The organism is Alienimonas sp. DA493 (assembly GCF_043951915.1).
GTDB lineage: Bacteria > Planctomycetota > Planctomycetia > Planctomycetales > Planctomycetaceae > Alienimonas.
Genome location: NZ_JBINJD010000082.1, coordinates 1 through 22,177, shown reverse-complemented (window position 1 = coordinate 22,177; position 22,177 = coordinate 1). Strand labels below are relative to the sequence as shown.

Here is a 22,177-nt window from a genome sequence, read left to right as displayed (position 1 = left end):
GCCCGGGGCGGGGTGAGCCGCCCCGGGCAGGTCGGATCGTCCTCGCCTCACTCGTCGCCGGACTCCACCAACGGGCGGTGCAGTTCGGCGAGTTCTCCGGCGGGGAGCTTGATCACCTTGCGGTCGTAAGTCATCAGGCCGTTGATCTCCCCTTCGACGTCGGTCGTCTGGGTGTAGACGCCGCCGGCGATCCCGCGGGCCTTCAGGTCGACCATCGTTTCGGCGCTGCGGCGGTAGCGGCGGCGGTACTCGTCCTCGTCCTCCGGCAGGTCGCCGTAGGAGAAGATGCGGATGTTTGGGTCGTACTCATGCCCGCGGACCCGCAGCCCGTGGCCGCCGTACTCGCCGATCACCTTGGCGTAGCCGTCGAACCGGCCGTTGTCCTGATCGAACCGGAAGTCCGGCTCCGGGTAGCTGTGGTAGTCCACCACGTCGCCCGACGGCCACCAGTTCCCGCCGCTGGCGACGTTCACCAGCCGCGACGGGTCGCGGCGCTTCGTCCAGTCGCCGACCTCCACGGTCCGGTGCTGGCCCCACGCCTCGTTGAACGGCACCCACATCACGATGCTGGGGTGACTCTCTAGGAGGGAGATCATCCCGTCCAGCTCCGCCATGTACTGGGCGTGGGCGACGGCGGGCCAGTCGGCGTCCTGGGGGTTCGGATCCAGCCGGGTCCAGGGCGGGTTCGGGAAGCCGCTGACCTGGTCCTGCCAGACCATGATTCCCAGCCGATCGCAGTGGTAGTAGTACCGGCGGGGCTCCACCTTGATGTGCTTGCGGAGCATGTTGAAGCCCGCCTTCTTCAGCCACTCGATCTCCCAGACCATCGCCTCGTCCGAGGGCGGCGTCAGCAGCCCGTCCGGCCACCACCCCTGATCCAGCGGGCCGAGGTGGAACACGGTCTCGCCGTTGAGCGTGAACCGCGGGTGCCCGTCCGGCCCGGCCTTCATCCCGACGTCGCGGATGCCGGCGTAGGACTGCACAGCGTCGCCGGGCTTCGCCCCGGAGAGCAGCTCGACCGTCAGGTCGTACAGGTGCGGCGAGTCCGGCGTCCAGAGCTTCGCGTTCGGAACGGTCAGCGTGACGCCGTCCACGGGGCCGGTCTGTTGGGCGACCTGCGTGTCGCCGTCGCGGACCGTCACGCGGACCTGCGTCCCGGGATCGGCCGGGATCAACGTCTCCGCCGCGACCGTGATCGAGCCGGCCTCGGCGTCGGTGGAGATCGTCAGGTGTTCCAGCGACTGCACCGGCACGGTCTCGGTCCAGACGGTGCCCCAGATGCCGGAGACGCGGGTGTAGAAGATGGCGCTGGTTTCCAGGGCCTGCTTGCCGCGGAGCTGGTAGTCGCCGGTGGCGTCCTCGACGCGGAGGACCAGTTCGTTCTGGCCGCTCTCGTTCAGGGCGTCGGTCACGTCGAAGGAGAACGGCAGGTTGCCGCCGACGTGCGTGCCGACGGATTGGCCGTTCACCCACGCCTGGCAGGCGTAGTCGACCGCCTCGAAGTGCAGCAGGGTGCGCTCGCCCTCGGACGGGGCGGCCTCAAACGTGCGGCGGTACCAGAGGGATTCCTCCGGGGTGAGCAGCCGTTGGACGCCGCTGAGCTTCGACTCCAGCGGGTACGGGACGAGGATCTCGCCGTCGTACTGCTCCGGCGGGGTGCCGGCCTTCAGCGGGGCGATCGCGTAGTCCCAGAGCCCGTTCAGGTTCGTCCAGTCGTCCCGCCGCATCAGCGGGCGGGGGTATTCGGTCCAGGCGTTCTCCGGGGTAACCTCGGCGCCCCACTCAGTGATGAGGTCCGTCTTGAACGGCTCCGTGCTCCGGGCCGGGGTCGGCAGTTTGGGAACGGCGTCGGCGGAGACGAGGTGCACGTCGACGAACTGCCCGCCGTTCGTCTGGTGGCAGTGCACGGCGAGCACGTTTTCGCCCACCTTCAACGCCCCGGCGGCCTTCTGGCTCAGCGGGACGGTGAAGTATTCGGTGACGTAGCCGTCGAACTCGGCGACCTTTTCGCCGTTGAGGTAGATCTCCGCGTCCTCGTCATGGCTGACCAGCAGGGCCGGCTTCGTGGGGAGGGACTTCAGCTCGAACGTCTTCCGCAGCCAGATGTCGTCGGTCGTCCAGCGGGTGCCGACGCGGGCGCCGTCGGTGCCCCGGGTGCCGAACCCGCCGGGGCCTTCCTCCCAGGCGGAGGCGTCGAAGCCCGGCTCCTGCCAGCCTTCGGCGGGCGGCTCGAAGGTGTAGCGGGCGACGTCGACCAACGGCGGGGGGCCGTCGGCGGCGGAGAGGGGGTCGGGACAGAAGGCCGCACAGAGTGCGGCGAGGGCGAACGTCAGAGGGCGCATCGGACGGATCGGCGGGGAAGGCGGAATCGGCGGCCGTGGACCCGCGGGCGACGCGGGTCGTCGGAACGGCGGCCGAAGGGAGCCCTCACGATAGACGCCCCGCCGGTCCCTTTCCGCCCCGCCGGCCCCCGAAACCGCCTCGAATCCCGAAGACGCCCTGAGTTACCGCGTCACCGCCGCGGGCGGGGGTCCGGGCGCTCGGCGAGGACGAGGGTCATCGGCACTTCGCGGCGGTCACGGAGGACCGTCAGCTGGACCCGCTCGCCGACCGGGGTGAGGCTGACCAGGTTGATCAGGTGGTCCAAATCCTGCACCTCGACCGTCCCGAACTTCAACACAACGTCATTCCGCCGCAGGCCGGCGTCGGCGGCGGGGGTGTTCGGTTTGACCACCTGCACCCGGGCCCCGTAGAGCCGATCCAGGCCCACGTTGGCCAGCGACCGCCGGTCGAACCCGCTGTCCAGTTGCACGCCGAGGTACGCCCGCCGCACCCGGCCGTGGGTCAGTAGTTCGTCGAACACCCGGCGGACGAGGTTCGAGGGGATCGAGAAGCCGATGCCCTCGCTCCCGCCGCTGCTGGAGGCGATCGCGGTGTTGATGCCCACCAGCCGGCCGCGGAGGTCGATCAGCGGGCCGCCGCTGTTGCCCGGGTTGATCGCGGCGTCGGTCTGGAGGAAGTCCTGGTTGATCAGGTCTTCGGTCCCCAGGTCCAGCCGGCGGCGGCCCTTCGCGCTGACGATGCCCAGCGTGACGCTGCGGTCCAGCCCGAACGGCGAGCCGAGCGCCAGCACGAAGTGGCCGATCTCCAGCGCGTCGCTGTTGCCGAAGTGGATCGCGGGAAGGTCGCGGTTGGCGATCTCCAGCACGGCGAGGTCGGTCGCCTGATCGGTCCAGACCTTCATCGGCCGGACCGTGTGGCCGTCGGCCAGCCGCAGGTCCACGTTGCCGGAGCCCGGCGTCTCGGCGCCGGCGACGACGTGGCGGTTGGTGACGACGAACAGCCGCCCGGTGTGCACGTCGGCCCAGCGGGGGTGCCGGATCAGCACGCCGCTGCCGGTTTCCTCCACCATCCCGCCGTCGTCGTCGCGGTAGGTGCTCTCGATGTGCACCACGCTGGGGGAGGCCAGCCGGCTGACCCGGGCGATCGACTCCCCGCCCAGCAGCAGGGGGCGGTCCGGGGACTCGTCCAGTTCGTCGCGCAGCAGCTTGGCCTGCTCGACGCTGAGGCCCTCCGCGTGGGCGACGTTGGCGCCGTCCAGCCCGATTTCGGTTCCCCCCGGCCGGCCCAGCTCGGCGAAGGTGACGCCGGCGGCGAACAGCCCGGCCCCGGCCAGGGCCCCGAACGCCCGGTCCGCCCAGCGGGGGGCCGCCCCGCGGCGCCGCGGGCGGGCGGCGGCTGCACGTTCAGACGCCGAGGGGGGGGCCGACGCCGGCAGGGGGGGAGGGGCGGCGGACGGCATCGGCAAGCTCCGGCAGGCGGGGGCGACGAGGACCGGATTCCTCCGGCACGGGTTCATTCTTCCCGGCGAAACGCCGCGTGCAATCTGTTCTTGTGCGAAGGACCCGGCCGGCGGCCCCCCGAACCGGCCCGACCGCGGAGCGACGGACGACCCCCCGCGGCTCGCTGATACGACAGCGTTTCCCGACCCGGCGCAGCGTTCCGGCCGGCGCCACCGCGCCAAGCCGCCGTTGACGGCGGCGGCCCGCGTACACTGGACTGTCCCGTCGTCCGCCGCCCCCCGGTCCGGGACCGCGCGGCCGCCCCGCTTCGCCGCCCGCGTCCGCCGCCCCGTTCCCGCCCGCCGTGTTCACGACCTTCGACCGCTTTCTGGTTCGCCGGTTCCTGCACACCTTCACGGTGCTGTTCGTGACGTTCTACGGGCTGTACTGCGTGATCGACGCGTTCACCAACGCGGACGACTTCACGGATGGCGACGCCGGTCTGTCCGTGATCCTGACGCGGATGGCCTCCTATTACAGCTGGCAGAGCGCGCTGGTCTTCGACCTGACCGGCCCGGCGCTGCTGGTGTTCACGGTGATGATCTCCCTGGCGCTGATGGTGAAGGCCGGGGAGTTGGCCCCGATGCTGGCCTGCGGCGTGCCGACCTACCGGCTGGCGTTGCCGCTGCTCGTCGGGACGGGGGTGGTCACGGGGTTGATCGTGGCGAATCAGGAACTGTTGTTGCCGGCGATCGCCTCGAAGCTGGGGGCGCCGCGGGGCGGGGCGGTCGACGGCGACAACCCGACGGTGCAGCCGGTGATGGATTTCTCCTCCAACGTCATCGTCTCCAGCGGCCGGCTGAACCTGGCGAACCGCTGGATCGAGGAGGCAGAGATCACGCTGCCGGTGCCCGGGGTGGTCTCCGAACTCACCGTTCTGATGGCCAACCGGGCGACCTATCACCCCGACGCCGTGCTGCCCGGCTACGACGAACCGGTCGCCGGCTGGGCGCTGACGGACGTCAACGCCCGGTACGAAGACCTCCCCCTGGCGCCCACGCCGCCCGGCCAGGTGCCGATCGTGCTGCCGATCAACCGCCGCAACCCCGCCACCGGCGAGGCCGGCGCGACCAGCGAGCTATTCATCCGGACCGACATCGACTTCGACCAGATCCACGACGAAGCCCAGGCCGCCCAGGTCTGCGGTACGCCGGAGTTGGTCCGCCGCATCCGCAACCCCGCCTACAGCGGGAACGTGCGGCACAGCTTCACCGTCAAGCTGCACGAACGGTTCCGCCAGCCGTTGCTCAACCTGCTGGCCACGCTGGTGGCGGTCCCGCTGGTGATCCGCCGGGAAGCCCGCAGCCTGGTGGTCTCGCTGGCGATCTGCGTCTGCGTGATGGGCGCCCTGATGGGCCTGATGCAGGGCGGCCAGTTGGCCGGCTCGGTCGGCCTGCTCCCGCCGGACTTCGCCGCGTGGCTCCCGGTGATCGTCGCCGGCACCCTGGCGACGGCCCTGTCGGGCAAGGTGCTGACCTGAACGAAGCGATCGTGCCTTTGGAGCCGCGACCGTGAGGGAGCCGGCCCACTGCGGTCGCGCCCGCACAGAAACGCTCCCTAACGGTCGCGGCTCCCGTTTTCTTCCCCCACATCCCCAAAGGGGCGGGGGGAGCACGGTTTTCAGATCACTCCGCGGCGTCTTCGGCCTCGTCCGCGGCCGGTTTGCGGAAGGTGATGACGTGCTGGCGGGGCAGGGCGTCAGCGGTGTCGACGTATTCGAGGCCGAACTCCGGGCGGCTCGCCTCCTTCTTGACCTGGGCCTCGCTCATTTTGTGAATCGCCTTGATCGGCACGCGGGGGTCTTCGGCGCGGTACTCGACCCACACCAGCCGGCCGCCGGGCTTGAGGGCCTTCACCAACGCGGCGGTCATGGCGTGCGGGTCGTCGAACTCGTGGTAGACGTCCACCATCACCGCGACGTCCACGCTGCCGGGCTCCAGCTTGGGATCGGTCGGGTCGGAGAGGACCGGCTCGACGTTGTCGATCCCCCGCTGCTTCATGCGGCCCCGCAGCCGGGCGATCATCTCGGGCTGGATGTCCACGGCCTTCACCACCCCGCCGGGGGCCTCGCCGTTGTCCACCTTCGGCGCCATCCGCTGGGCAATCACCCCGCTGCCGGCGCCGATGTCCGCGACCGTCATCCCCGGTTCGAGCTTGAGCAGCCGGATCAGCGTGTTCAGGTCCTCCTCCTGCTGGCGGGTGCGGCGCTCCAGCCAGTTCGCCCCCTGGTGCCCCATCACCCGGGCGATCTGCCGGCCCATGTAGTAACGGTCGATGCCGTTCGGGTCGGCGCCGGGGCGATCCTCGTACAGCTCCGCCGCCGCGGGCGCCGGCGGGGCGTTGTCCTGGAGGGGGGCCGCGAAACCGCAGGCGAGGCAGAGGAGGGGAAGGATCATGCGGGGGTCGCCTGTCCGGTGTCGGGGTCGCGTCCTTGGGACTGCATGATGGCGGCCCACTCCTCCCGGTCGACCGCCTTTCCGCTGTCGGGCAGCAGGACGGGAATGCCGTCCTCGACCTGATACCGCAGGCGGGTCTCGGGGTCGCAGGAGACGAGCGAGTCCGCGTCCGGCTGCACCAGCGGCGTGCGGGCGACGGGGCAGACGAGCAGATCGGCCACCGCGGCGAAGTCGAACCGGCGGGGGGCCTCGTCGGCCGCTTTGTCGGACGGGCGGGGCATCAGAAGCCCCGGTCGGCGCGGAGGGCGGCGAAGTCGCGGCGGTCCGTGCCGATGCCGGCGTCGGCCAGCATCCCGCACAGGGCCCGGCAGGCGATCCCCAAGCCGTCCGGCCCGCTGAAACCTCCGAACTGCCCGCCGCCCCGCAGGTGCGGTTCCAGTTCCAGATAGAACCCCGGCACGCCCAGCGTCTCGACCCGGTGGCTCAGTTCCGGCAGGTGAGCGGCGAGGTCCTTGAAGACCGCCGCGTGCCCGCCGTCGCCGACGTCCGCCGGGACGAAGTTCTTCAGGCGCTCCTCGTCGACGTACCCGTCCCAAGTCAGCGACGGGTCGATCTTGTAGTCCTTGATATGAATCCAGCCGAGGTACGGCCGCATCGCCTCGTACTCCGCGAAGCAGGTGGCGGCGTCCTTATTCTGGGCGGCAATGTTCCCGCCGTCCCAGATGAGGACCAGATTTGGCCGGTTCACCTGCTCGGCGATCGTCGCCAGCAGCGGGCCGGTCTCGCCGACGAGGTTCGGCTCGATCTCCAGCCCGTAGATCAGGTCTTCCTTGGCGCACAGGTCGGCCAACTCGCCAAGCTGGTCGACGGCCTGCGGGATGTGCGGCTCCGGGGCGGTGCCGGCGGGGTGGTAGAAGGAGAACCCGCGGATCAGCTTCGTGCCCAGTTCGTGGGCCGCCCGGACGGTCAGGGCGACCTCGCCGTCGAGGTACTCCTTCCACGGCACGAACTTATTGTGGCTGCGATCCGCCTCGTCCTTCAGCTTGACCTTGCCGACGCGGCTGCCGATCGAGGTGACGCCGACGCCGAAGTCGTCCTGGAGGGATCGCAGTTGGGCGAACTCGTCGTCGGTGCACTCCACGCAGTGCTTCGGTTCGCCGCCCGGGAACTGGACCCAGCGGGGCGAGTACCAGTTGAGCCCGACGGCGGCGACGGCGGCGAGCTGCTCGGGCACGGCCTTGGAGGTCGGCCGGGTGGCCTCGTCGGCGAAGGCGGACAGCAGCACGGCGGGCGGGGCGTCGGGCACGGGCGGCGGGTCTCGGTCAGGATGCGGGAACGGCGATGCGACCCCCGATTGTCCGCGGGGCGGCGGGGGTTTCAACGCACCTTGGGGCGGGAGGCGTCGCCTTTTGGCGGCGGTCGGCGTAGCTTCCCGCCGCCCGTCCACCCTGTACGCCCCCCCGCATGGCCTCCCCCGCCGACCGCCTCGCCAAAGCCCGGATCGAGAAGCTCGACAAGATCGTCGCCCTCGGCCGCGACCCCTACGGGCAGCGGTTCGACGATCATCGGCCCATCGCCGAGGCCCGCGCCCAACAGCCCGCCGAGAGCGGCGAGCCCGGCGAGCCGGTCCGCGTCGCCGGCCGCGTCATGCAGATCCGCAAGGCCGGCAAGCTGCGGTTCTACGAGATCGCCGACGCCAGCGGGCAGATTCAACTCCTGTTCAGCCGCGGCGACCTCCCGCCGGAGCAGTGGGAACTGATGGCCGCGTTGGACTACGCGGACCTGGTCGGGATCGACGGGGTCACCTGGAAGACCAACACCGGCGAGCCGTCGATCAAGGTCACGGCCGTCACGCCGCTTTGCAAAGCCCTCGCCCCGCCGCCGGACAAGCACCACGGCGTGCAGGACCCCGAACTGCTGGTCCGCCAGCGGTCGCTGGACCTGATCTACACCGAGGGCGTCCGCGATCGCCTGCTCAAGCGGGGGGAGATCGTGAAGTCCGTCCGCCAAACGCTGGCCGACCGCGGGTTCGTGGAGGTCGAAACCCCCGTCCTGCACACCGTCGCCGGCGGGGCCGCCGCCAAGCCGTTCCAGACGCACCACAACGCCCTGGACGTGGACCTGACGCTCCGCATCGCTCTGGAACTGCACCTCAAGCGGTTGATGGTCGGCGGGATCGAACGGGTGTTCGAACTCGGCCGGGTCTTCCGCAACGAGGGCATCGACCAGACCCACAACCCGGAGTTCACCATGCTGGAGGCCTATCAGGCCTACGGCGACTACCGGTCGATGATGGACCTGACCGAAGCGGTGATCGTCGACGCGATCCGCACGCTCAACGGCCCCGACGCCGGCCTGACGATCCCGCACGCCGGCAAACAGGTCGACTTCACCCCGCCCTTCGAGCGGAAAACCTACGCCGAGTTATTCCGCGAACACGCCGGCTGCGACCTGACCGACGAGGCCGCCGTCGCCGCCAAGGCGCAGGAATTGGGCGTCGAGACCGACGGCCGGCACCCGGACGTGATCGTCGGCGACGTCTTCGAGGAGACGGTCGAAGACGCCCTGACCGGCCCGATCTTTGTGACCGACTACCCGGCCAGCCTCTGCCCGCTGACCAAGCGGAAGCAGGACGACCCGGCCGTCGCGGAGCGGTTCGAACTGTTCGTGCACGGCATGGAACTGGCCAACGCCTACACGGAGCTGAACGACCCGCGGTTGCAGGAGGAACTGTTCCGCAGCCAACTCGCCGGTCAGGCCGAGGAGGACTCGATGGCGAAACTGGACACGGAGTTCCTGCAGGCTCTCCGCATCGGCATGCCCCCCGCCGGCGGCCTGGGCATCGGCATCGACCGCCTCGCCATGCTGCTGACGGATGCGAAGGGCATCCGCGACGTGATCTTCTTCCCGACCGTCAAGCCGATCACGGAGTAATGCGGCGGAACCGCGGGCGAATTTTTCTGGCGGCGTTGCGGGTGGCGCACCTCGGATGTGGGATGTAAGTCCGAAGTCTCCGCGTTTGGGCCACTGCGTTGCTCCGTTTTCTCTTCTGGAACCTGAACAAAAAGAACCTGTCGTCCCTAATTGTACAGGCGATGATCAGCCGCCGGTTGGACTTCGCCGCGTTCTGTGAGCCGGGTGACGATCTTGAGCATGTCCCTGCCCCCTTGAAGGGGAATCACTTTTTGTGGCGTCCGCCTTTCGGACCACGGCTTCGGATGTTGACGAGGTTCCCGCCGCGGTATCTACGGACGCGGGTGGAAACGGACCGCTACTCGCTGATCGAGGTGAGGTTACCCGTCCGTGAGTCCTTCTTCCTGATGCTCGTTCACGCCCCCTCCCGGGCCTCGCAATGGGGGGCGGAGGCCCTTGCGGACGAGGCCGCGGACTATGCCCGTGAGCTGCGGCGAATCGAGGCGGAGGCCGGACACACGCGATCGCTGGTGGTCGGCGACTTCAACATGCAGCCGTTCGACGCGGGCGTGTACGGAGCCAGAGGCTTTCATGCCGTCGCCGACCGGCGGGACGCTCGAAAGCCGCGCACCGTGCAGCGGACTGTTCGCCCACGTCGTTACAACCCGATGTGGAACCTGCTGGGTGACGAGACGCCGGGACCGCCGGCGACTCTGTATCATGCGGGAAGTACGCCCCGCGAATTGGGCTGGCACCTGTTCGACCAAGTGCTGGTTGGCCCGGATCTGATCGACGGATTCGGCGTGCCGAGCTTGGCGATCGTCGATAGGATTGGCGACACACCGCTGACGACGCGGAGCGGCCGCCCCCGGCGCGGCCGACTCTCTGATCACCTGCCCCTTTATTTTGAGTTTACGGTATGAGTACCACCGTCAGCTTGTGGCCAGATGATCTTATCTCGGCAGAACCTCTCTCCACTCCTGCCAAGATCGTGCGGGAACAGGCAGATCTGCTAGACGACAAGACTGGCGGACTGCTCGTGGGGCAGGTCGAGCCAGTGAGAGACAGGAATGGCGAACTCACCTATACATTCGCCATTCACGTGCCCGAACTTCATTACAGCTTTGAACTGTTCGACATCTCGCACGGACCCACCGTCTATCCTACGAAGATCGAAGTAGACGAACGAGTCGCTGAGGAAGCGTTCCCGGAATCGCTGGACGATGATCCTAGATATCGTCCAGCGATCAACGTGAAGAGCGAAGACGAACTGCGAGAGGCACTCGGGAGAATATTTTCTGCTAGTTTCACCCGTCGCATTGTCCAAGGGCTCCATGCCCAGGCGAAAGAGGAGCGAGAGCGGAACCGAGAAGGTCAACGCCGTCGAGGTGCTCCTCCAGAGCTTGACGACGACGTCCCGTTCTAGATCTGCGGCAGCCGCACTTCGCACCAGTCGCTGCGGGTGCCGGGGGTGGGCGGGTTGTCGGCCGGGCGGGCGGTGAAGACGGCGGACCACTTCGGCTCCGTCGTGCGGTTCCGCCGGGCGGCGTGGAACAGGCGGGCGTGAAAGAACAGCCCGTCGCCGGCCCGCAGCGGCACGTCGAGCGCCTTCGCCAGCAGGTCCGCGTTCTCCGGGGCGTCGGCCCGCAGGAATTGGAGGTCGTCGAACCGGGACGGCTCGTGCGTTTGCGTGTGCGTGCCGGGGATTACCCGCAGGCAGCCGTTCTCCGGCGTCTCGTCGCCCAGGGCGATCCACAGGTTGACCAATTCCGGCCGGGCGAAGTGCCAGTACCGCACGTCTTTGTGCCAGCCGGTGTCGGAGCTGAACCGCGGCTGCTTCGTCATCACGCAGTTGTGATGGGCCAGCGGCACGATCACCTCCGCGTCGGCCCGCCCCGCGTTGACCAGTTGGGAGAGCCGCGTGCGGACCGGTTCGCTGGTCAGCAGGCGGGTGAAGACCGGGCCGCGGGCGAAGGCGTTTTTCAGGCGCCGCACCGTCTTGCCGCCCTCGCGGTCGGCGGGGTCCGGGGCGCCGGGGTAGCCGACCTCCGCCTCGAACTCGACCGGGCCGATCGGCTCGCCGTCCCGGCCGGCCAGATCGCGGGCGGTGAGGGCGCGGATCTCCGCGACCGTGGCGGCGTCCGCCAGGCCGGGCACGACGAGGTAGCCGTCGGCGGCGAAGCGGTCCTGTTCCTCCGGGGTGAACGCCGGGCTCATCGGGGCCCCGCGGTCGATTCGGCCGTCGCGGTCGGTTCCAACATCGGGGCCGGGGGCGCCGCCGGGGTGCCGTCGGAGAGGCCGGCGAGGAACGCTTCCGGCGATTGATCCTCCGCGGCGAAGTTCAGACGCTCCCCCTCCGCATCGGCGGCGGCGGAGAGGCGGCTGAGGGTGGAGCGCTCGAAGTCCCGATCGTCCGCCTTCCACCGCCAGACCAGCAGCGCCCCCGCGGCCAGCGCCGCGGCGATCACCCCCAGCACGACCCACGGCAGGGATTGCGGCGTCTGCGGGACCGCGGGGGCGATCCGGGCCGGCTGCGCCGCGTCGGCGAGGATCAGCGGGGCGACGTGCAGTCGGCCCTCGCCGTTTTCCCCCCTGGCCGTGTAGCCCTGCAGCTTGAACAGCGCCCCGTCCAACGTCACCGGCACGGGGGTCTCCAATAGGGCGCCCCGCGGCAGGCCCTCGGCCCGGTTCGCCCGCACCCGAACCGGGTTGTCGCCGGCGTCCGGCAGGAAGACCCACAGTTCCACCCCGCGGTCTTCGCCCAGATCGGAGATCCCGCGGGCCTCCCCGGCGATCCGCACCGGCCGGCCGCGGTAGTAGTCCGGGTCGCGCATCAGCCCGGTGAAGGCGACCGGAACCTCGTCCGCCGGGAGGGTCGGCGGGGTTGTCTCGAAGCGTTCGAGGATCTCCGCGAGCGCCGTCCGCTCCGCCCGGGTGAAGCCGACCCGTCGATCCTCCGCGGCGGCGGTGAGGTCCGCCGGCAGCCGGCCGTCGGCGGTCGCTTCGTTCTCCGCGACGGTCGCCGGGGAGGAGGCGGCGACGCGGATCGTTCCCGGGGGCAGCGGGGCGTCCTGCCGGACGGAGAAGTCCGGCGGCTCGGCCTCCGCGGCGGTCACGGCCGGGGGGGCAATCCAATACCAGTTCGCCGGGTCGGAGGCCCACTTCGCCGCGAACAGCACGAGGGCCAACGCCCCGATCATCGCCAGCATCCGGCGCTGGTCGGCGCCGTTCAGGTACGGGGCGGGGCGGCGGGCGGGACGAACTCGCATGGCCGCATTGTAGGCCCGGCGTCCCGATCACGGCAGTCGCGGGCCGGCGGCCCGTCCTACCGCGGCCGCAGGCGGCCGCCGCCGGGTTGGGAGAGCGGCGTCGGCTCCCCGCCGGCGGCGGCGGACGCGGCCCGGGTCAGGGCCATCGCCCAGCCCAGATCGTGCAGGTCCGGGGCGGGGATCAGGCCGCCGATCGCCCGGCGGAGGAACAGGGTCAGCAGGACGTCGAAGCCGGGCCGCTCCCCGGAGAGGTCCTCGACCCGCTCCGGTTCGCCCCGCACGGCGTACCGCAGCCCGCTGGCGCCGGAGAGCGTCGCCACGCCGCGCTCGCAGCGGACGGTCGCCTTCGTCTCGGCGGCGTCGCCGGCGAGGTCGTCGGCGGCGGCGAGCGTCAGCGCCGCCCCCCGCCCGTCGCGGGCCTCGCCGGTCGTCTTCTCCCCCTCGTCCAGCCGGAGCTGCACCGTGCTGGCCCCGGCCGCGGGGTCCGCCGTGGCGGCGACCTCCCGCACGGGGTCCGGGAGCAGGTGGGCGGCCCAGTCGGCCCACTGGGCGAACCGCCACGCGGCGACCGGCTGGCCGTAGGCGTCCCGCAGCGGGTGGGAGGCCGGCAGCGGGGCGACCACCCGGATCGCGTGCACCGCGCCCAGCGTGGTGGCGATCAGTTCGCGCAGCCGCAAGGTGGCGGGGGTGAACCGCAGCGAGAGGTCCGGCGTGACGACCGTGCCGGCGCTGGCGGCCCGGGCGGCCAGCGCGTCCAGCCGGTCGTCCCGCGGGTCGATCGGCCCGGCGAGCAGCACCGGCTTGTCGGCCCGCAGCAACAGGTCGAGCGCCGCCAGGCCCCACCACGCCGGGTCGCCCAGCAGCACGGCCCGCACGTCCGGCCGGCGGGCCAACGCCCACAGTCCGCCCGCCGCCACGGTTCCGCCCGACGCGGCCCCGCCCGTCAGGCGGCTGAGGTCCGCGGCGGCGGCCCGGGTGCGCATCGGCACGGCGTCGTGCACCGCCGCGATGCGGACCCGGCCGTTCAATCGTTCCAGCGCCGGGCGCTGCCGGTCCGGCCAATCCGGGCCGAGCCCCGCGACGCCCACGCCGATGGCCGCGGGTGCAGGCATAAACCGCAACGCGGGTAGAAGAAGGGAGATGCGGGAAAACGCCGGCGGACCCCGGCGGGAACGGCGAACGGTTCTACCCGCCCCCGTTGGAGTCCGCCACCGGTCCGCCCGGCGGCGGGGCGAGCGGCGGCGGGCTCTCACGACGCGGCGGCGTCTGCGGGGACGCCGCGAACGGCTCACTCGTGATCGTGCTCGTCGCCGTGCTCGTGATCGTGGTCGTCGCCGTGATCATGCTCGTCGCCGTGGGCGTGATCGTGGTCATGATCGTGATCGCCGTGGGCGTCGTGGCCGGTGTCGAAGGGGGCTTCGTATTCTTCGCCCTCCACGTCGACGGCGACGCGGCCGGCCAGTTCGCCCTCGCCCTCGTTCGGCAGGCGTTCGCGGAGGAAGATCCACTCGGCGCTCTCGGAGTTCTCCTCCGTGGCGGGCTTCAGCTTGAGGTTCGTTTCCTCGCCGGTCGCCGGGTCGGTGAAGAACAGCTCCACGCTGCGGGCCGGCACCAGGGTCTTCATGTCCGCGGCGAGGATGTAGACCTTCGCGTTCGCCGGGTCGTCGGAGTCGATCACCAGTTCGCCGTGCAGGCTGTGGTCGGTGGTCAGCTCCAGCACGGTCCCGCCGTGCGGGCCGGGGCCGTGGTCGGCCTCGGCGTGGACGTGCTCGTCGTCGGCGCCCTCGAGGTCCTGGCCGTATTCCTGGCCGGAGTCGTTCTGACAGCCGGCGAACAGCAGGGCGGTCCCGAACGCCAGCGACGGGGCGAGCAGGGCGGCGGCGAAGGGGGAGCGGGCGAAGCGGGGCATGGAACGGCGCGGAGCGCGGCGGGGGGAACGGGAGCGGGAGACGCAGTGTACGCCGGCCGTCGGCCGGGCGTTGGACGGGGTCGGGGCCGACCGGGAAACGATCAGGCGTTCGAGCGGCGGGCGGGGGGATCTTCGTCGGGATCCTCGTCGATCGCGGCGCTTTCCGGCTGGGCGGTGCCGCGGTCGGCCCGGGTCCGGACCGGGGCGGGGTTGCCGTCGGGGTCGACGCCCCCGGTCTCCGACCCGTCGTCCGGGGCGTCCTGGGTGTAGGTCTTGCCGCGGTACAGCAGCGTCGCGGGGACGAACAGCACGGCGGTCAGCAGGATCGCCCACTGCCAGAACCAGTAGTAGTTCTCGCCTTCGAGGCTGTACCAATCGAGTTCGATCCCGTAGTTCACCGCCGCCACGAAGATGTTGCCCAGCCAGACGCTCAGCAGCCAGACGCCCATCACGATCGACTTCATCGCCTTGGGAGCCTGCGTGTAGCTGAACTCCAGCCCGGTGATGGAGACCATCACCTCCGCGGCGGTCAGCACGACGTAGGCCACGATCTGCCAGAAGATGTCCGGGTGGGCGCCGGCGTCGATCCGCTTCTGAATCCAGACGCTCACCGCCCAGGCGGCGGCGGTGAGGAACAACCCGACGGACATCTTCCGCAGCGGCGTGAGCGTCCAGACGGCGTTGACCGCCGGGTAGATCGCGTACCCGAACAGCGGGATGAACATCATCACCAGAATCGGGTTCGCCGCCTGCAACTGGGAGGGCGACAGCTCCACGACGCGGTCGGTCGGCTCGATCTCCTCCCGCAGGTAGGTGCCTTCCTCCACCTCCGAGGCGAGGCCCGTCATGCTCTCCGGCAGCCAGTTCGCCACGTACACGCGGTCCATGTGCTTGGCCTGCTCCACCCAGGCGTCGGTCGTCTGGTCGAACAGGGCCCAGAACACCGCGACGAAGGCGTAGATCATCGCCAGGTTGGCCAGCGCCTTCAGGCCGACCGGGCTGAAGGCCTCCCGCACCGTGCCGAACCCCTTCGCCGGGACGTGGGCGTACTCTTTCCGGCCCAGCCAGAAGGCGATCGTGGCGATCAGCATGAAGATCCCGGGCACCCCGAAGGCGACGTCCGGGCCGTACCATTCCAGCAGCTTCGGCGTGAGCAACGTGGAGGCGGTCGAGCCGAAGTTGATGCTGAAATAAAACCAGCCGAACACCCGCGGGAGCAGGTGGGTGTTGTTCCGCCCGAACTGGTCGCCGACGTGGGCGGAGACGCAGCTCTTGATGAACCCGCCGCCCAGGGAGATCAGAAACAGGCCGGTGAACAGGCCGGTCGTCGGGCTGACGATTCCGCCGCTGATCTCCGGGTTGAGCGTCAGGGCCAGCACGAAGTGGCCCAGGCAGTAGACCACGCTCAGCGACATGATCGTCAGGTACTTGCCGAACACCGCGTCGGCGAGCACCCCGCCGATCAGCGGGAGGAAGTACAGGGCGGCCCGGAACAGGGCGCCGACGCGGCGGGCCTCCGCCTCCTCCATGAACGCCGGCTCCCCGTTCGCGGTGAGCAGGTACTCCGTCATGAAGACGTACAGGATCGCCCGCATCCCGTAGAAACTGAACCGCTCGGCGGCTTCGTTGCCGACGATGTACCCGATGCCGGGCGGCATCTTGTCCGTGTCGAGGGGGGTCTCGCGGTACTGGGAAGCCATGCCGTGAGCTTGTGCGGGGCGGTGCGATCGGGACCGGACGGTTCCGGAGCCGGGCGGCGAGCCGCCGGAGACTACCCGCCGCCCCCGCCCGCCGCACCTCTATCCCCGCACGCCTCGTCTCCGGCCCGCCTCGTCCCCGCCGCGGCCCGGAACTGGGCGCGGTCGGCGTCCCGGACGCTTCACGCGTTCGGGACGCTCAGCACGCGGGGCCGGTTCGACTAGTCCCGGCCGGTCGGTTCGAGGGCGGCCAGTTGCTCGCGGCCCTCGACGTACCGCCGCAGGCCGCGGGCGGTGGGAATCTCCGTCAGCATCGCGATCAGCAGCGTGGCGACGACCAGCCACAGCGGCCACCAGTCCTCCAGCATCAGCGCCACGAGGTTCAGGAACGCGGCCCCCTCCAGCATCGCCAGCCGCACGATCAGCCGGGTCTGAAAGGCGCCCGCGGGGTCGCCCGCCGCCCCGCTCGCCACCGCCGAACCGAGCGGCTTGTGCAGGACCAGCATCAGCACGGCCACGCCCAGGGCCACGTAGGAGACGATCGGATCGCCGGGGTCGAGGTCGGCGTCCACGGCGTTCCCCTCCACGTCCTCCTCGGCGCCCTCCAACACCACGCCGCCGTCGGGGCCCAGCCCCTCCGGGCCGGCCTCGTCGCCGGCGTTCATCACCGCGACTAGCACGCCGAACAGCAGCACGCCGAGGATCATCGCCCCGGCAATGATCCGCCCGGTGAGCACCTGCGGGCGGAGGCGGTCTTCGGTTTCGTCGAGGTCGAGATCCATGGGCGTAGGGTCCGCTGTGCGGACCGAACTCGCAACGCTCCCGTCCCGGGACCTTTCCCGGAGGCTCGGATCGGGCGGGGACGGTCCGCGGAGCGGACCCCTACCGCTTCAGTTCCCGCATCCCCCGGGCGACGTAGGCCACGCCGCTGTAGGCGGTGAACAGCGCCGCCCCCCACAGCAGGGCGTCGCGGGTCCAGAGGAACCAGCTGCGGCCGTCGATCAGCGGGGCCAGCCGGGCGAACTCCGGGGCGAGGCTCAGCAGGCTGGCGGTCACGGCGACGAACTGCACGGTCGTCTTCACCTTGCCGGTCCAGTCGGCGGAGAAGTCGATCCCGTGCTTCTCCAGAAAGCCCCGCAGGCTGCTGACGAACATCTCCCGGGCCACGATCACCAGCACCATCCAGGCGCTCACGCCGCTCCAGACGACCAGTTCGCCCCCCTCCAGCGTGACCCGCTTCTCCAGCAGGAACAGCAGCGCCCCGACGACCACGATCTTGTCCACGAACGGGTCGAGGATGCGGCCCAGCGTGGTCACCTGGCCATATTTGCGGGCCAGCCAGCCGTCGAGGAAGTCTGTGGAGGCGGCGAACACGAACAGGGCCGCGGCGCTCTTCCACAGCCCGTTGTAGGCGATCATCCCGAACAGCACGCAGGCCAGCAGCAGCCGGGCGACGGTGACCGTGTTGGGCAGGTTGAAGCTCTCCCGCCCGATCGGGGCGGGGCGCGACTCGTCTAACGCAGAGGCCCCGCGGGGCCTCTGCGTTACGGGAGCGGGGGCCGGCGAGTCAGTCGTCATCCGCCCCGTCGTCGAGCAGGGCCGCGGTGGCGAGCCAGTCGTAGCCGTCCCGGGCCGTCAGCTCCGCGGGGATGAACGCCCCGACGTCGAACTCCGCCTCGATCCCCTCCGGCAGGGTCAGCCGGACGGAGCCGTCGATCTCCGGGGCGTCCGCGAACGTCCGGCCGGTGTAGACGCCGTTCCCCTCGTCGCTGTCGACCAGCACGTCCAGTTCGTACCCGACCAGCGAGTCGGCGAACTCGAAGGCGGCCGGCTGCTGGGCGGCCATCAGGGCGTCGGCCCGCTCCTGGCAGACTTCCGGCGGCAGGTGGCCGTCGAGCTTCATGCTGGGCGTGCCCGGCTCCGGGCTGAAGGGGAAGGCGCCGAGCCGTTCGAACTTCCAGTCGGTCACGAAATCGACCAGTTCCCGGAACTCCGCCTCCGTCTCGCCGGGGAAGCCGACCAGCATCGTCGTCCGCAGCACGAGGTTCGGCACCCGCTCCCGCAGTTTGGCGACCAGCGCCTCCGTCTTCGCCCGGTTGGTGCGGCGGGTCATCCGCTTGAGCACCCGGTCGGAAACGTGCTGCAGCGGCATGTCCAGGTACGGCAGCACCTTGGAACTGCCGGCGATCGTGTCGATCAGCTCGTCGGTGAAGTGGATCGGGTAGAGGTACATCAGCCGGATCCACTCGATCCCGTCCACCGCCTCCAACGCCCGCAGCAGCGCCGCGAGCCGCACCTCGCCGTACAGGTCCAGGCCGTAGTAGGTGGTGTCCTGGGCGACGAGGATCAGCTCCTTGACCCCGTCGGCGGCCAACTCGCGGGCCTCGGCGACGACCTGCTCGATCGGCTTGGTAACGTGCCGACCCCGCATCATCGGGATCGAACAGAAGGTGCAGGTCCGGTCGCAGCCCTCGGAAATCTTGAGGTAGGCGAAGTGATCCGGGGTGATGCGGAGGCGGGCGGTGTCGTCCAGCGCCCGGATCGCGGCGGGGCGGAACACGTCCCGCTGCTCCGAAACCGGGCTGATCCCGCGGCGGCCCTCGGTGAGGCGGTCGGCGACGGTGCCGATCTCGTCCCGGCCGAACACGTTCATCACATGATCGACCCCCGGCAGGTCCTTCCGCACCTGATCGGCCCCCACCCGACCCGGCAGGCAGCCGGCGACCACCACCCCGCCGGTCCGGCCGGCGGCCTTGAGGTCCAGCATCTCCCGGACGACGGACTTCGATTCCTCCCGGCTGGGCCCGATGAACCCGCAGGTGTTCACGACGACGAAGTCCGCCCCGTCCGGGTCCGGCACCAGGGCGTACCCCCCGGCGGCGAGCTTGCCGAGCATCCGCTCCGAATCGACCAGATTCTTCGGGCAGCCCAGCGAGACGAAGGCGTAGGTGCCCTTCGCCTCGCCGGCCACGTCGGGAGCCGACTGCGGGGCGGGGGCGGCGGGGTCGGCGAGGATCGGCAGGCTGTTTTTCACGGGGCCGCAGTGTAGGCCGCGCACGCCGACCCCGCTACGGCCGGCCGCCGCTCGTTCTGCCCGCGACCCCGCGGTTCACAGCTCTCCCCAACCCATCAGCAGGGCCAGCACGGAGACTCCCATCAGCGCCCCGAACCCCGGCACGAACAGCCCCCACAGGGCCAGCGGGGCCGTCTGCCAGCGGGTGACGAACCGCACGGCGGAGCCGGCCGGCGGGCGCTCCACCGTCGGCCAGCGGGGGACGACCTCCCCGCCCCGCCCGTCCACCGGCCGCGCCCGCACGGACCAGACGGCCCAGCAGGCCAGCCCGGCGAGAGCCGTGGCGACGACGAACAGCGCCAGGTTCGGCGCCGGCGCGGCGTGCGGGTCCGGCAGGGCGTCCCGGGCCAGCAGGGCCTTGCCCAGGATCAGGCCGGCCGCGTTGTTGGCGAAGTGCAGCCCGACCGGCAGCCACAGGCTGCGGGAACTCAGGTAGGCGACGTGCAGAAACACGGCGATCGGCAGCAGCGCCCCTGCGTGGGCCGGGTGTACGTGCAGCAGACAGAACAGAATCGACGTCAGTCCCACCCCCCAAATCACGCCCCAGCGGGCGACCAGCCCCCGGCCGATCAGGCCGCGGCAGAACAGCTCCTCCGCCAGCGCCGGGCAGACCGCCGCCGACAGGAGCAGCGCCGGCAGCGGCACGTCGCGCAGCAGCCGGTTCACCGCGCTGAGGCTGGAGACCTCGTCCAGCGCCGCCAGCTTCGGGACGGCGTCGCAGAGGGCCGACCACGCCGTCCCCGCGAGGGCCCCCCACTGCGTGCAGGCGAACATCACCGCCGGCAGCGACAGGCACGCCACGACCGCCGCCGGCCCGCTCGGCAGGCCCAGCCCCAGCTTCCGCCAGGAGCCGATCCGCAGCCGGAACGCCCCGAGGGTGAGCAGCCCCCCGAGCAGCTGCACCGCCGGCAGCGCCGCGATCGACGCCTCCCCCGCCGTCGGCGCCCGCCCGAGCAGCAACCCGCCGACCGTCTGCACCGCCGCCCAGACGGGGATCATCAACACGATCTGCACCGTCACGAACCAGCCCGCGCACCAGGCGATCGACTCCGGCAACCCCGGCCCCGGCGGCGCCGCCGCGACGGCCCGGAAGCGCACGGGGCGGGGGACCTCCTGCGGAGCGGCGTGCGGAAACGTCAGGTCGACCGGGCCGTCGCCGGTCGCACGCACGTCTGGCTGACGGTCTTCTGTCTGACGGTCTTCTGGCTGAGGGGAGACCGGCGGCGGGGGGAACAGATCGAGCCCCGGCGGGCAGTCCGCCGCGGGCGGGGCGGGCTCGGGGGGACGGTCCGGGGGCACGGCGGACGGGGGCTGGGGGCGAAGATTCGGGCCGTGGCGGCGAACGCCGTTTCGCCGACGCCCGCGGCGCCGGGGATGGATACCTTACGCTGCGGTCCGCGCCCCGTCCGCCCGCCGGTTCGCCCCCCGCCGGTTGGTTCACCGCCCGTCTCCCGCCCCCGCCGCGCGATGTCGTCCGCCGCCGACGCACAACCGCCGCCGTTCCGCCACTGCCCGGGCTGCAACCGACGACTCTCCGCCGCGGGCGCCGAGCCGGTCTGCCCCACCTGCGGCGCCCCCGTCGGCCCCCCGCTCGCCGGGGAGACGCTGGACCTGTCGGAGACGCTGATCGCCCCGGACGTCAGCGAGGTCGCCACCGGCGGCTTCGGCTCCACCGCGTCGGAGGCCCCCGCCGCGGACTCTCCTCCCGTCGCCGCCGCCCCCGACGCGGAGTTCGACGAGCACCTCGGCGAGGAACTGCACGTCTACCGCTTCGAACACCTGCTGGGCCGCGGCGGGATGGGGCGGGTCTACCTCGCCCGGCACCGCGACCTGCTGCGGCGGTGTGCGCTCAAGGTGCTGCACCCGCGGGTCGGCGCGCGGGACGTGGACTTCGTGGAGCGGTTCCAGCAGGAGGGCCGGGCCTCCGCCGGGCTGAGCCACCCGAACCTGGTGGTGACGCACGCCATCGGGCAGGACCGCGGGTTTCACTTCCTCGAAATGGAGTTCGTCCCCGGCCGGACGCTGGCCCGGTTGCTGCGGGAGGAGGGCACGCTGCCGCCGGCGTGGGCCACGAATCTGGCGGCGAAGATCGCCGAGGGCCTCGGCCACGCCCACCGCCGCGGGATCGTGCACCGGGACCTCAAGCCGGAGAACGTGCTGGTCACGCTGAGCGGGGCCCCGAAGGTGGCGGATTTCGGCCTCGCCAAGCGGGTGCGGGACGAGCGCGGCCGGCCGGTCGGCGCCGGCGGGCACGTGCTGGCCGGCACCCCGCACTTCATGGCCCCGGAGACCTTCGCCGGCGAGCCCGCCGCCCCGGCCGCGGACGTGTGGGCGCTGGGGGTGACCTACTTCCTGATGCTCACCGGCCGGCTGCCGTTCACCGGATCCACGGTCGCGGAATTGCGGCACAACGTGCAGCACGCCCCGCTGCCCAACGCCCGGGAGCTCAACCCCGCCGTCACCCTGGAGATGGGCTCCTGTCTGGCGTTGCTGCTCGACAAGAGCCCCGCCAACCGGCCGAGCGACGCCGTCGCGGCGAACCTGTTGCTGAACACGATCGGCGGGCAGCTGCGGGACGTCGGCACGCTGCTGAAGGACGCCTTCGCCGGGCACCCGGAGATCCGCTGGATGCGGTGCGGGGAGACCTACCGTATCACGATCGACCTGCCCGGCGGCCGCAGGCAGGCGGTCACGGTGGAGCCCAGCGACCACGCGACCGCCGAACGCCTGTTGCACATCTCCTCGGTCTGCTGCCCGGCTCGTCCGGACTACTTCGAGGCGGCCCTGCGGCTGAACGCCGAGATGGCCCACGGCAGTCTCAGCGTGCAGGAACTCGACCCCGCCGCCGGCCACCGCCCGATCCCGCCGGAGGAGCAGGGGGAGACGCTGGGCGTGCCGTTCTTCGTGATGCGGAACAGCTATCCCCGGGCCACCGTGGACCCGGAGGAGATCCGCCACAGCGTCTTCGAAGTCGCCGCCCGGGCCGACGCCGTCGAACTCCTGCTCACCGGCGCCGACGTGCACTGAGGGGGGGGACATGGAGCCGCGACCGTGAGGGAGCGTCCCTCTGTGGTTGCG

19 protein-coding genes are annotated in these 22,177 nt (G+C 71.1%); 5 read left to right on the top strand and 14 right to left on the bottom strand.

The genetic code is table 11. The features are described 5' to 3' along the window. Positions 1-47: 47 nt before the first annotated feature. Both ACG2DA_RS13410 and ACG2DA_RS13405 read right to left on the bottom strand, forming a co-directional pair. Positions 48-2,342: a glycoside hydrolase family 2 protein gene (locus tag ACG2DA_RS13410; protein ID WP_395256265.1), complete on the bottom strand. Its 2,295-nt coding sequence runs from the start codon at positions 2,340-2,342 to the stop codon at positions 48-50. 170 nt (positions 2,343-2,512) lie between these two features. Then, positions 2,513-3,802: a S1C family serine protease gene (locus tag ACG2DA_RS13405; protein WP_395256263.1), complete on the bottom strand. Its 1,290-nt coding sequence runs from the start codon at positions 3,800-3,802 to the stop codon at positions 2,513-2,515. 344 nt (positions 3,803-4,146) lie between these two features. Between ACG2DA_RS13405 and ACG2DA_RS13400 the strand changes: the two genes are divergently transcribed. After that, positions 4,147-5,322: an LptF/LptG family permease gene (locus tag ACG2DA_RS13400; protein WP_395256261.1), complete on the top strand. Its 1,176-nt coding sequence runs from the start codon at positions 4,147-4,149 to the stop codon at positions 5,320-5,322. A 145-nt stretch (positions 5,323-5,467) separates the two neighbouring features. On the opposite strand, the gene ACG2DA_RS13395 is transcribed toward ACG2DA_RS13400, so the two are convergent. Genes ACG2DA_RS13395 through ACG2DA_RS13385 form a run of 3 tightly spaced genes read right to left on the bottom strand, consistent with a single transcriptional unit; the run spans position 5,468 to position 7,544 of the window. Continuing rightward, positions 5,468-6,238 carry a class I SAM-dependent methyltransferase gene (locus tag ACG2DA_RS13395; RefSeq protein ID WP_395256259.1) on the bottom strand — a complete coding sequence of 257 codons (771 nt, stop codon included), beginning with the start codon at positions 6,236-6,238 and terminating at the stop codon, positions 5,468-5,470. Continuing rightward, positions 6,235-6,519 carry a Trm112 family protein gene (locus tag ACG2DA_RS13390; protein WP_395256258.1) on the bottom strand — a complete coding sequence of 95 codons (285 nt, stop codon included), beginning with the start codon at positions 6,517-6,519 and terminating at the stop codon, positions 6,235-6,237. Before ACG2DA_RS13390 ends, ACG2DA_RS13395 begins: the two co-directional genes overlap by 4 nt. Further along, the gene (locus ACG2DA_RS13385; protein ID WP_395256256.1) at positions 6,519-7,544 is read right to left on the bottom strand and encodes a sugar phosphate isomerase/epimerase family protein; all 1,026 of its coding nucleotides are present in this window, start codon (positions 7,542-7,544) and stop codon (positions 6,519-6,521) included. The genes ACG2DA_RS13390 and ACG2DA_RS13385 overlap by 1 nt, the downstream gene beginning before the upstream one ends. A 158-nt stretch (positions 7,545-7,702) precedes the next feature. Here ACG2DA_RS13385 and lysS point away from each other — a divergent pair, with 158 nt between their 5' ends. From lysS to ACG2DA_RS13370, 3 genes are all read left to right on the top strand, one after another. After that, positions 7,703-9,172: a lysine--tRNA ligase gene (gene lysS / locus ACG2DA_RS13380; RefSeq protein WP_395256255.1), complete on the top strand. Its 1,470-nt coding sequence runs from the start codon at positions 7,703-7,705 to the stop codon at positions 9,170-9,172. Between the two features lie 98 nt (positions 9,173-9,270). After that, entirely contained in the window at positions 9,271-10,074 is an 804-nt protein-coding gene (locus ACG2DA_RS13375; protein ID WP_395256253.1) for an endonuclease/exonuclease/phosphatase family protein, read from the top strand. Beyond that, positions 10,071-10,577: a hypothetical protein gene (locus tag ACG2DA_RS13370; protein ID WP_395256252.1), complete on the top strand. Its 507-nt coding sequence runs from the start codon at positions 10,071-10,073 to the stop codon at positions 10,575-10,577. The genes ACG2DA_RS13375 and ACG2DA_RS13370 overlap by 4 nt, the downstream gene beginning before the upstream one ends. Here the strand turns inward: ACG2DA_RS13370 and ACG2DA_RS13365 are convergent. The 9 genes from ACG2DA_RS13365 to ACG2DA_RS13325 all read right to left on the bottom strand — a co-directional run bounded on the left by ACG2DA_RS13365 (position 10,574) and on the right by ACG2DA_RS13325 (position 20,269). Next, positions 10,574-11,368, bottom strand: coding sequence for a phytanoyl-CoA dioxygenase family protein (locus tag ACG2DA_RS13365; protein WP_395256251.1), 795 nt, complete (start codon positions 11,366-11,368; stop codon positions 10,574-10,576). The two genes, ACG2DA_RS13370 and ACG2DA_RS13365, sit on opposite strands and share 4 nt — an antisense overlap. Further along, the gene (locus ACG2DA_RS13360) at positions 11,365-12,420 is read right to left on the bottom strand and encodes a hypothetical protein (RefSeq protein ID WP_395256250.1); all 1,056 of its coding nucleotides are present in this window, start codon (positions 12,418-12,420) and stop codon (positions 11,365-11,367) included. Before ACG2DA_RS13360 ends, ACG2DA_RS13365 begins: the two co-directional genes overlap by 4 nt. Before the next feature lie 56 nt (positions 12,421-12,476). Continuing rightward, entirely contained in the window at positions 12,477-13,532 is a 1,056-nt protein-coding gene (locus tag ACG2DA_RS13355) for a hypothetical protein (RefSeq protein WP_395256248.1), read from the bottom strand. Between the two features lie 176 nt (positions 13,533-13,708). Then, the gene (locus ACG2DA_RS13350) at positions 13,709-14,329 is read right to left on the bottom strand and encodes a hypothetical protein (protein WP_395256246.1); all 621 of its coding nucleotides are present in this window, start codon (positions 14,327-14,329) and stop codon (positions 13,709-13,711) included. Positions 14,330-14,430: 101 nt separating this feature from the next. After that, complete coding sequence (locus tag ACG2DA_RS13345; RefSeq protein WP_395256244.1) at positions 14,431-16,029, bottom strand: POT family MFS transporter; 1,599 nt, start codon at positions 16,027-16,029, stop codon at positions 14,431-14,433. Positions 16,030-16,247: 218 nt separating this feature from the next. Next, entirely contained in the window at positions 16,248-16,808 is a 561-nt protein-coding gene (locus tag ACG2DA_RS13340; RefSeq protein WP_395256243.1) for a hypothetical protein, read from the bottom strand. Between the two features lie 100 nt (positions 16,809-16,908). Then, complete coding sequence (gene pgsA, locus ACG2DA_RS13335) at positions 16,909-17,604, bottom strand: CDP-diacylglycerol--glycerol-3-phosphate 3-phosphatidyltransferase (protein ID WP_395256241.1); 696 nt, start codon at positions 17,602-17,604, stop codon at positions 16,909-16,911. Further along, positions 17,594-19,060, bottom strand: a complete 1,467-nt coding sequence (gene rimO / locus ACG2DA_RS13330; RefSeq protein ID WP_395256240.1) for a 30S ribosomal protein S12 methylthiotransferase RimO — start codon at positions 19,058-19,060, stop codon at positions 17,594-17,596. Before rimO ends, pgsA begins: the two co-directional genes overlap by 11 nt. Before the next feature lie 75 nt (positions 19,061-19,135). Then, positions 19,136-20,269 carry a lysostaphin resistance A-like protein gene (locus tag ACG2DA_RS13325; protein WP_395256239.1) on the bottom strand — a complete coding sequence of 378 codons (1,134 nt, stop codon included), beginning with the start codon at positions 20,267-20,269 and terminating at the stop codon, positions 19,136-19,138. Positions 20,270-20,566: 297 nt separating this feature from the next. On the opposite strand from ACG2DA_RS13325, the gene ACG2DA_RS13320 reads away from it, so the two are divergent. Then, entirely contained in the window at positions 20,567-22,126 is a 1,560-nt protein-coding gene (locus ACG2DA_RS13320) for a protein kinase (protein ID WP_395256238.1), read from the top strand. Positions 22,127-22,177: the final 51 nt, after the last annotated feature.

Excerpts from the sequence above, each read along its gene's own strand:
- ACG2DA_RS13410 (WP_395256265.1), bottom strand. The coding sequence starts at position 2,342 with ATGCGCCCTCTGACGTTCGCCCTCGCCGCACTCTGTGCGGCCTTCTGT.
- ACG2DA_RS13405 (WP_395256263.1), bottom strand. The coding sequence starts at position 3,802 with ATGCCGTCCGCCGCCCCTCCCCCCCTGCCGGCGTCGGCCCCCCCCTCG.
- ACG2DA_RS13395 (WP_395256259.1), bottom strand. The coding sequence starts at position 6,238 with ATGATCCTTCCCCTCCTCTGCCTCGCCTGCGGTTTCGCGGCCCCCCTC.
- ACG2DA_RS13390 (WP_395256258.1), bottom strand. The coding sequence starts at position 6,519 with ATGCCCCGCCCGTCCGACAAAGCGGCCGACGAGGCCCCCCGCCGGTTC.
- lysS (WP_395256255.1), top strand. The coding sequence starts at position 7,703 with ATGGCCTCCCCCGCCGACCGCCTCGCCAAAGCCCGGATCGAGAAGCTC.
- ACG2DA_RS13370 (WP_395256252.1), top strand. The coding sequence starts at position 10,071 with ATGAGTACCACCGTCAGCTTGTGGCCAGATGATCTTATCTCGGCAGAA.
- ACG2DA_RS13365 (WP_395256251.1), bottom strand. The coding sequence starts at position 11,368 with ATGAGCCCGGCGTTCACCCCGGAGGAACAGGACCGCTTCGCCGCCGAC.
- ACG2DA_RS13360 (WP_395256250.1), bottom strand. The coding sequence starts at position 12,420 with ATGCGAGTTCGTCCCGCCCGCCGCCCCGCCCCGTACCTGAACGGCGCC.
- ACG2DA_RS13355 (WP_395256248.1), bottom strand. The coding sequence starts at position 13,532 with ATGCCTGCACCCGCGGCCATCGGCGTGGGCGTCGCGGGGCTCGGCCCG.
- ACG2DA_RS13350 (WP_395256246.1), bottom strand. The coding sequence starts at position 14,329 with ATGCCCCGCTTCGCCCGCTCCCCCTTCGCCGCCGCCCTGCTCGCCCCG.
- ACG2DA_RS13345 (WP_395256244.1), bottom strand. The coding sequence starts at position 16,029 with ATGGCTTCCCAGTACCGCGAGACCCCCCTCGACACGGACAAGATGCCG.
- ACG2DA_RS13340 (WP_395256243.1), bottom strand. The coding sequence starts at position 16,808 with ATGGATCTCGACCTCGACGAAACCGAAGACCGCCTCCGCCCGCAGGTG.
- pgsA (WP_395256241.1), bottom strand. The coding sequence starts at position 17,604 with ATGACGACTGACTCGCCGGCCCCCGCTCCCGTAACGCAGAGGCCCCGC.
- ACG2DA_RS13320 (WP_395256238.1), top strand. The coding sequence starts at position 20,567 with ATGTCGTCCGCCGCCGACGCACAACCGCCGCCGTTCCGCCACTGCCCG.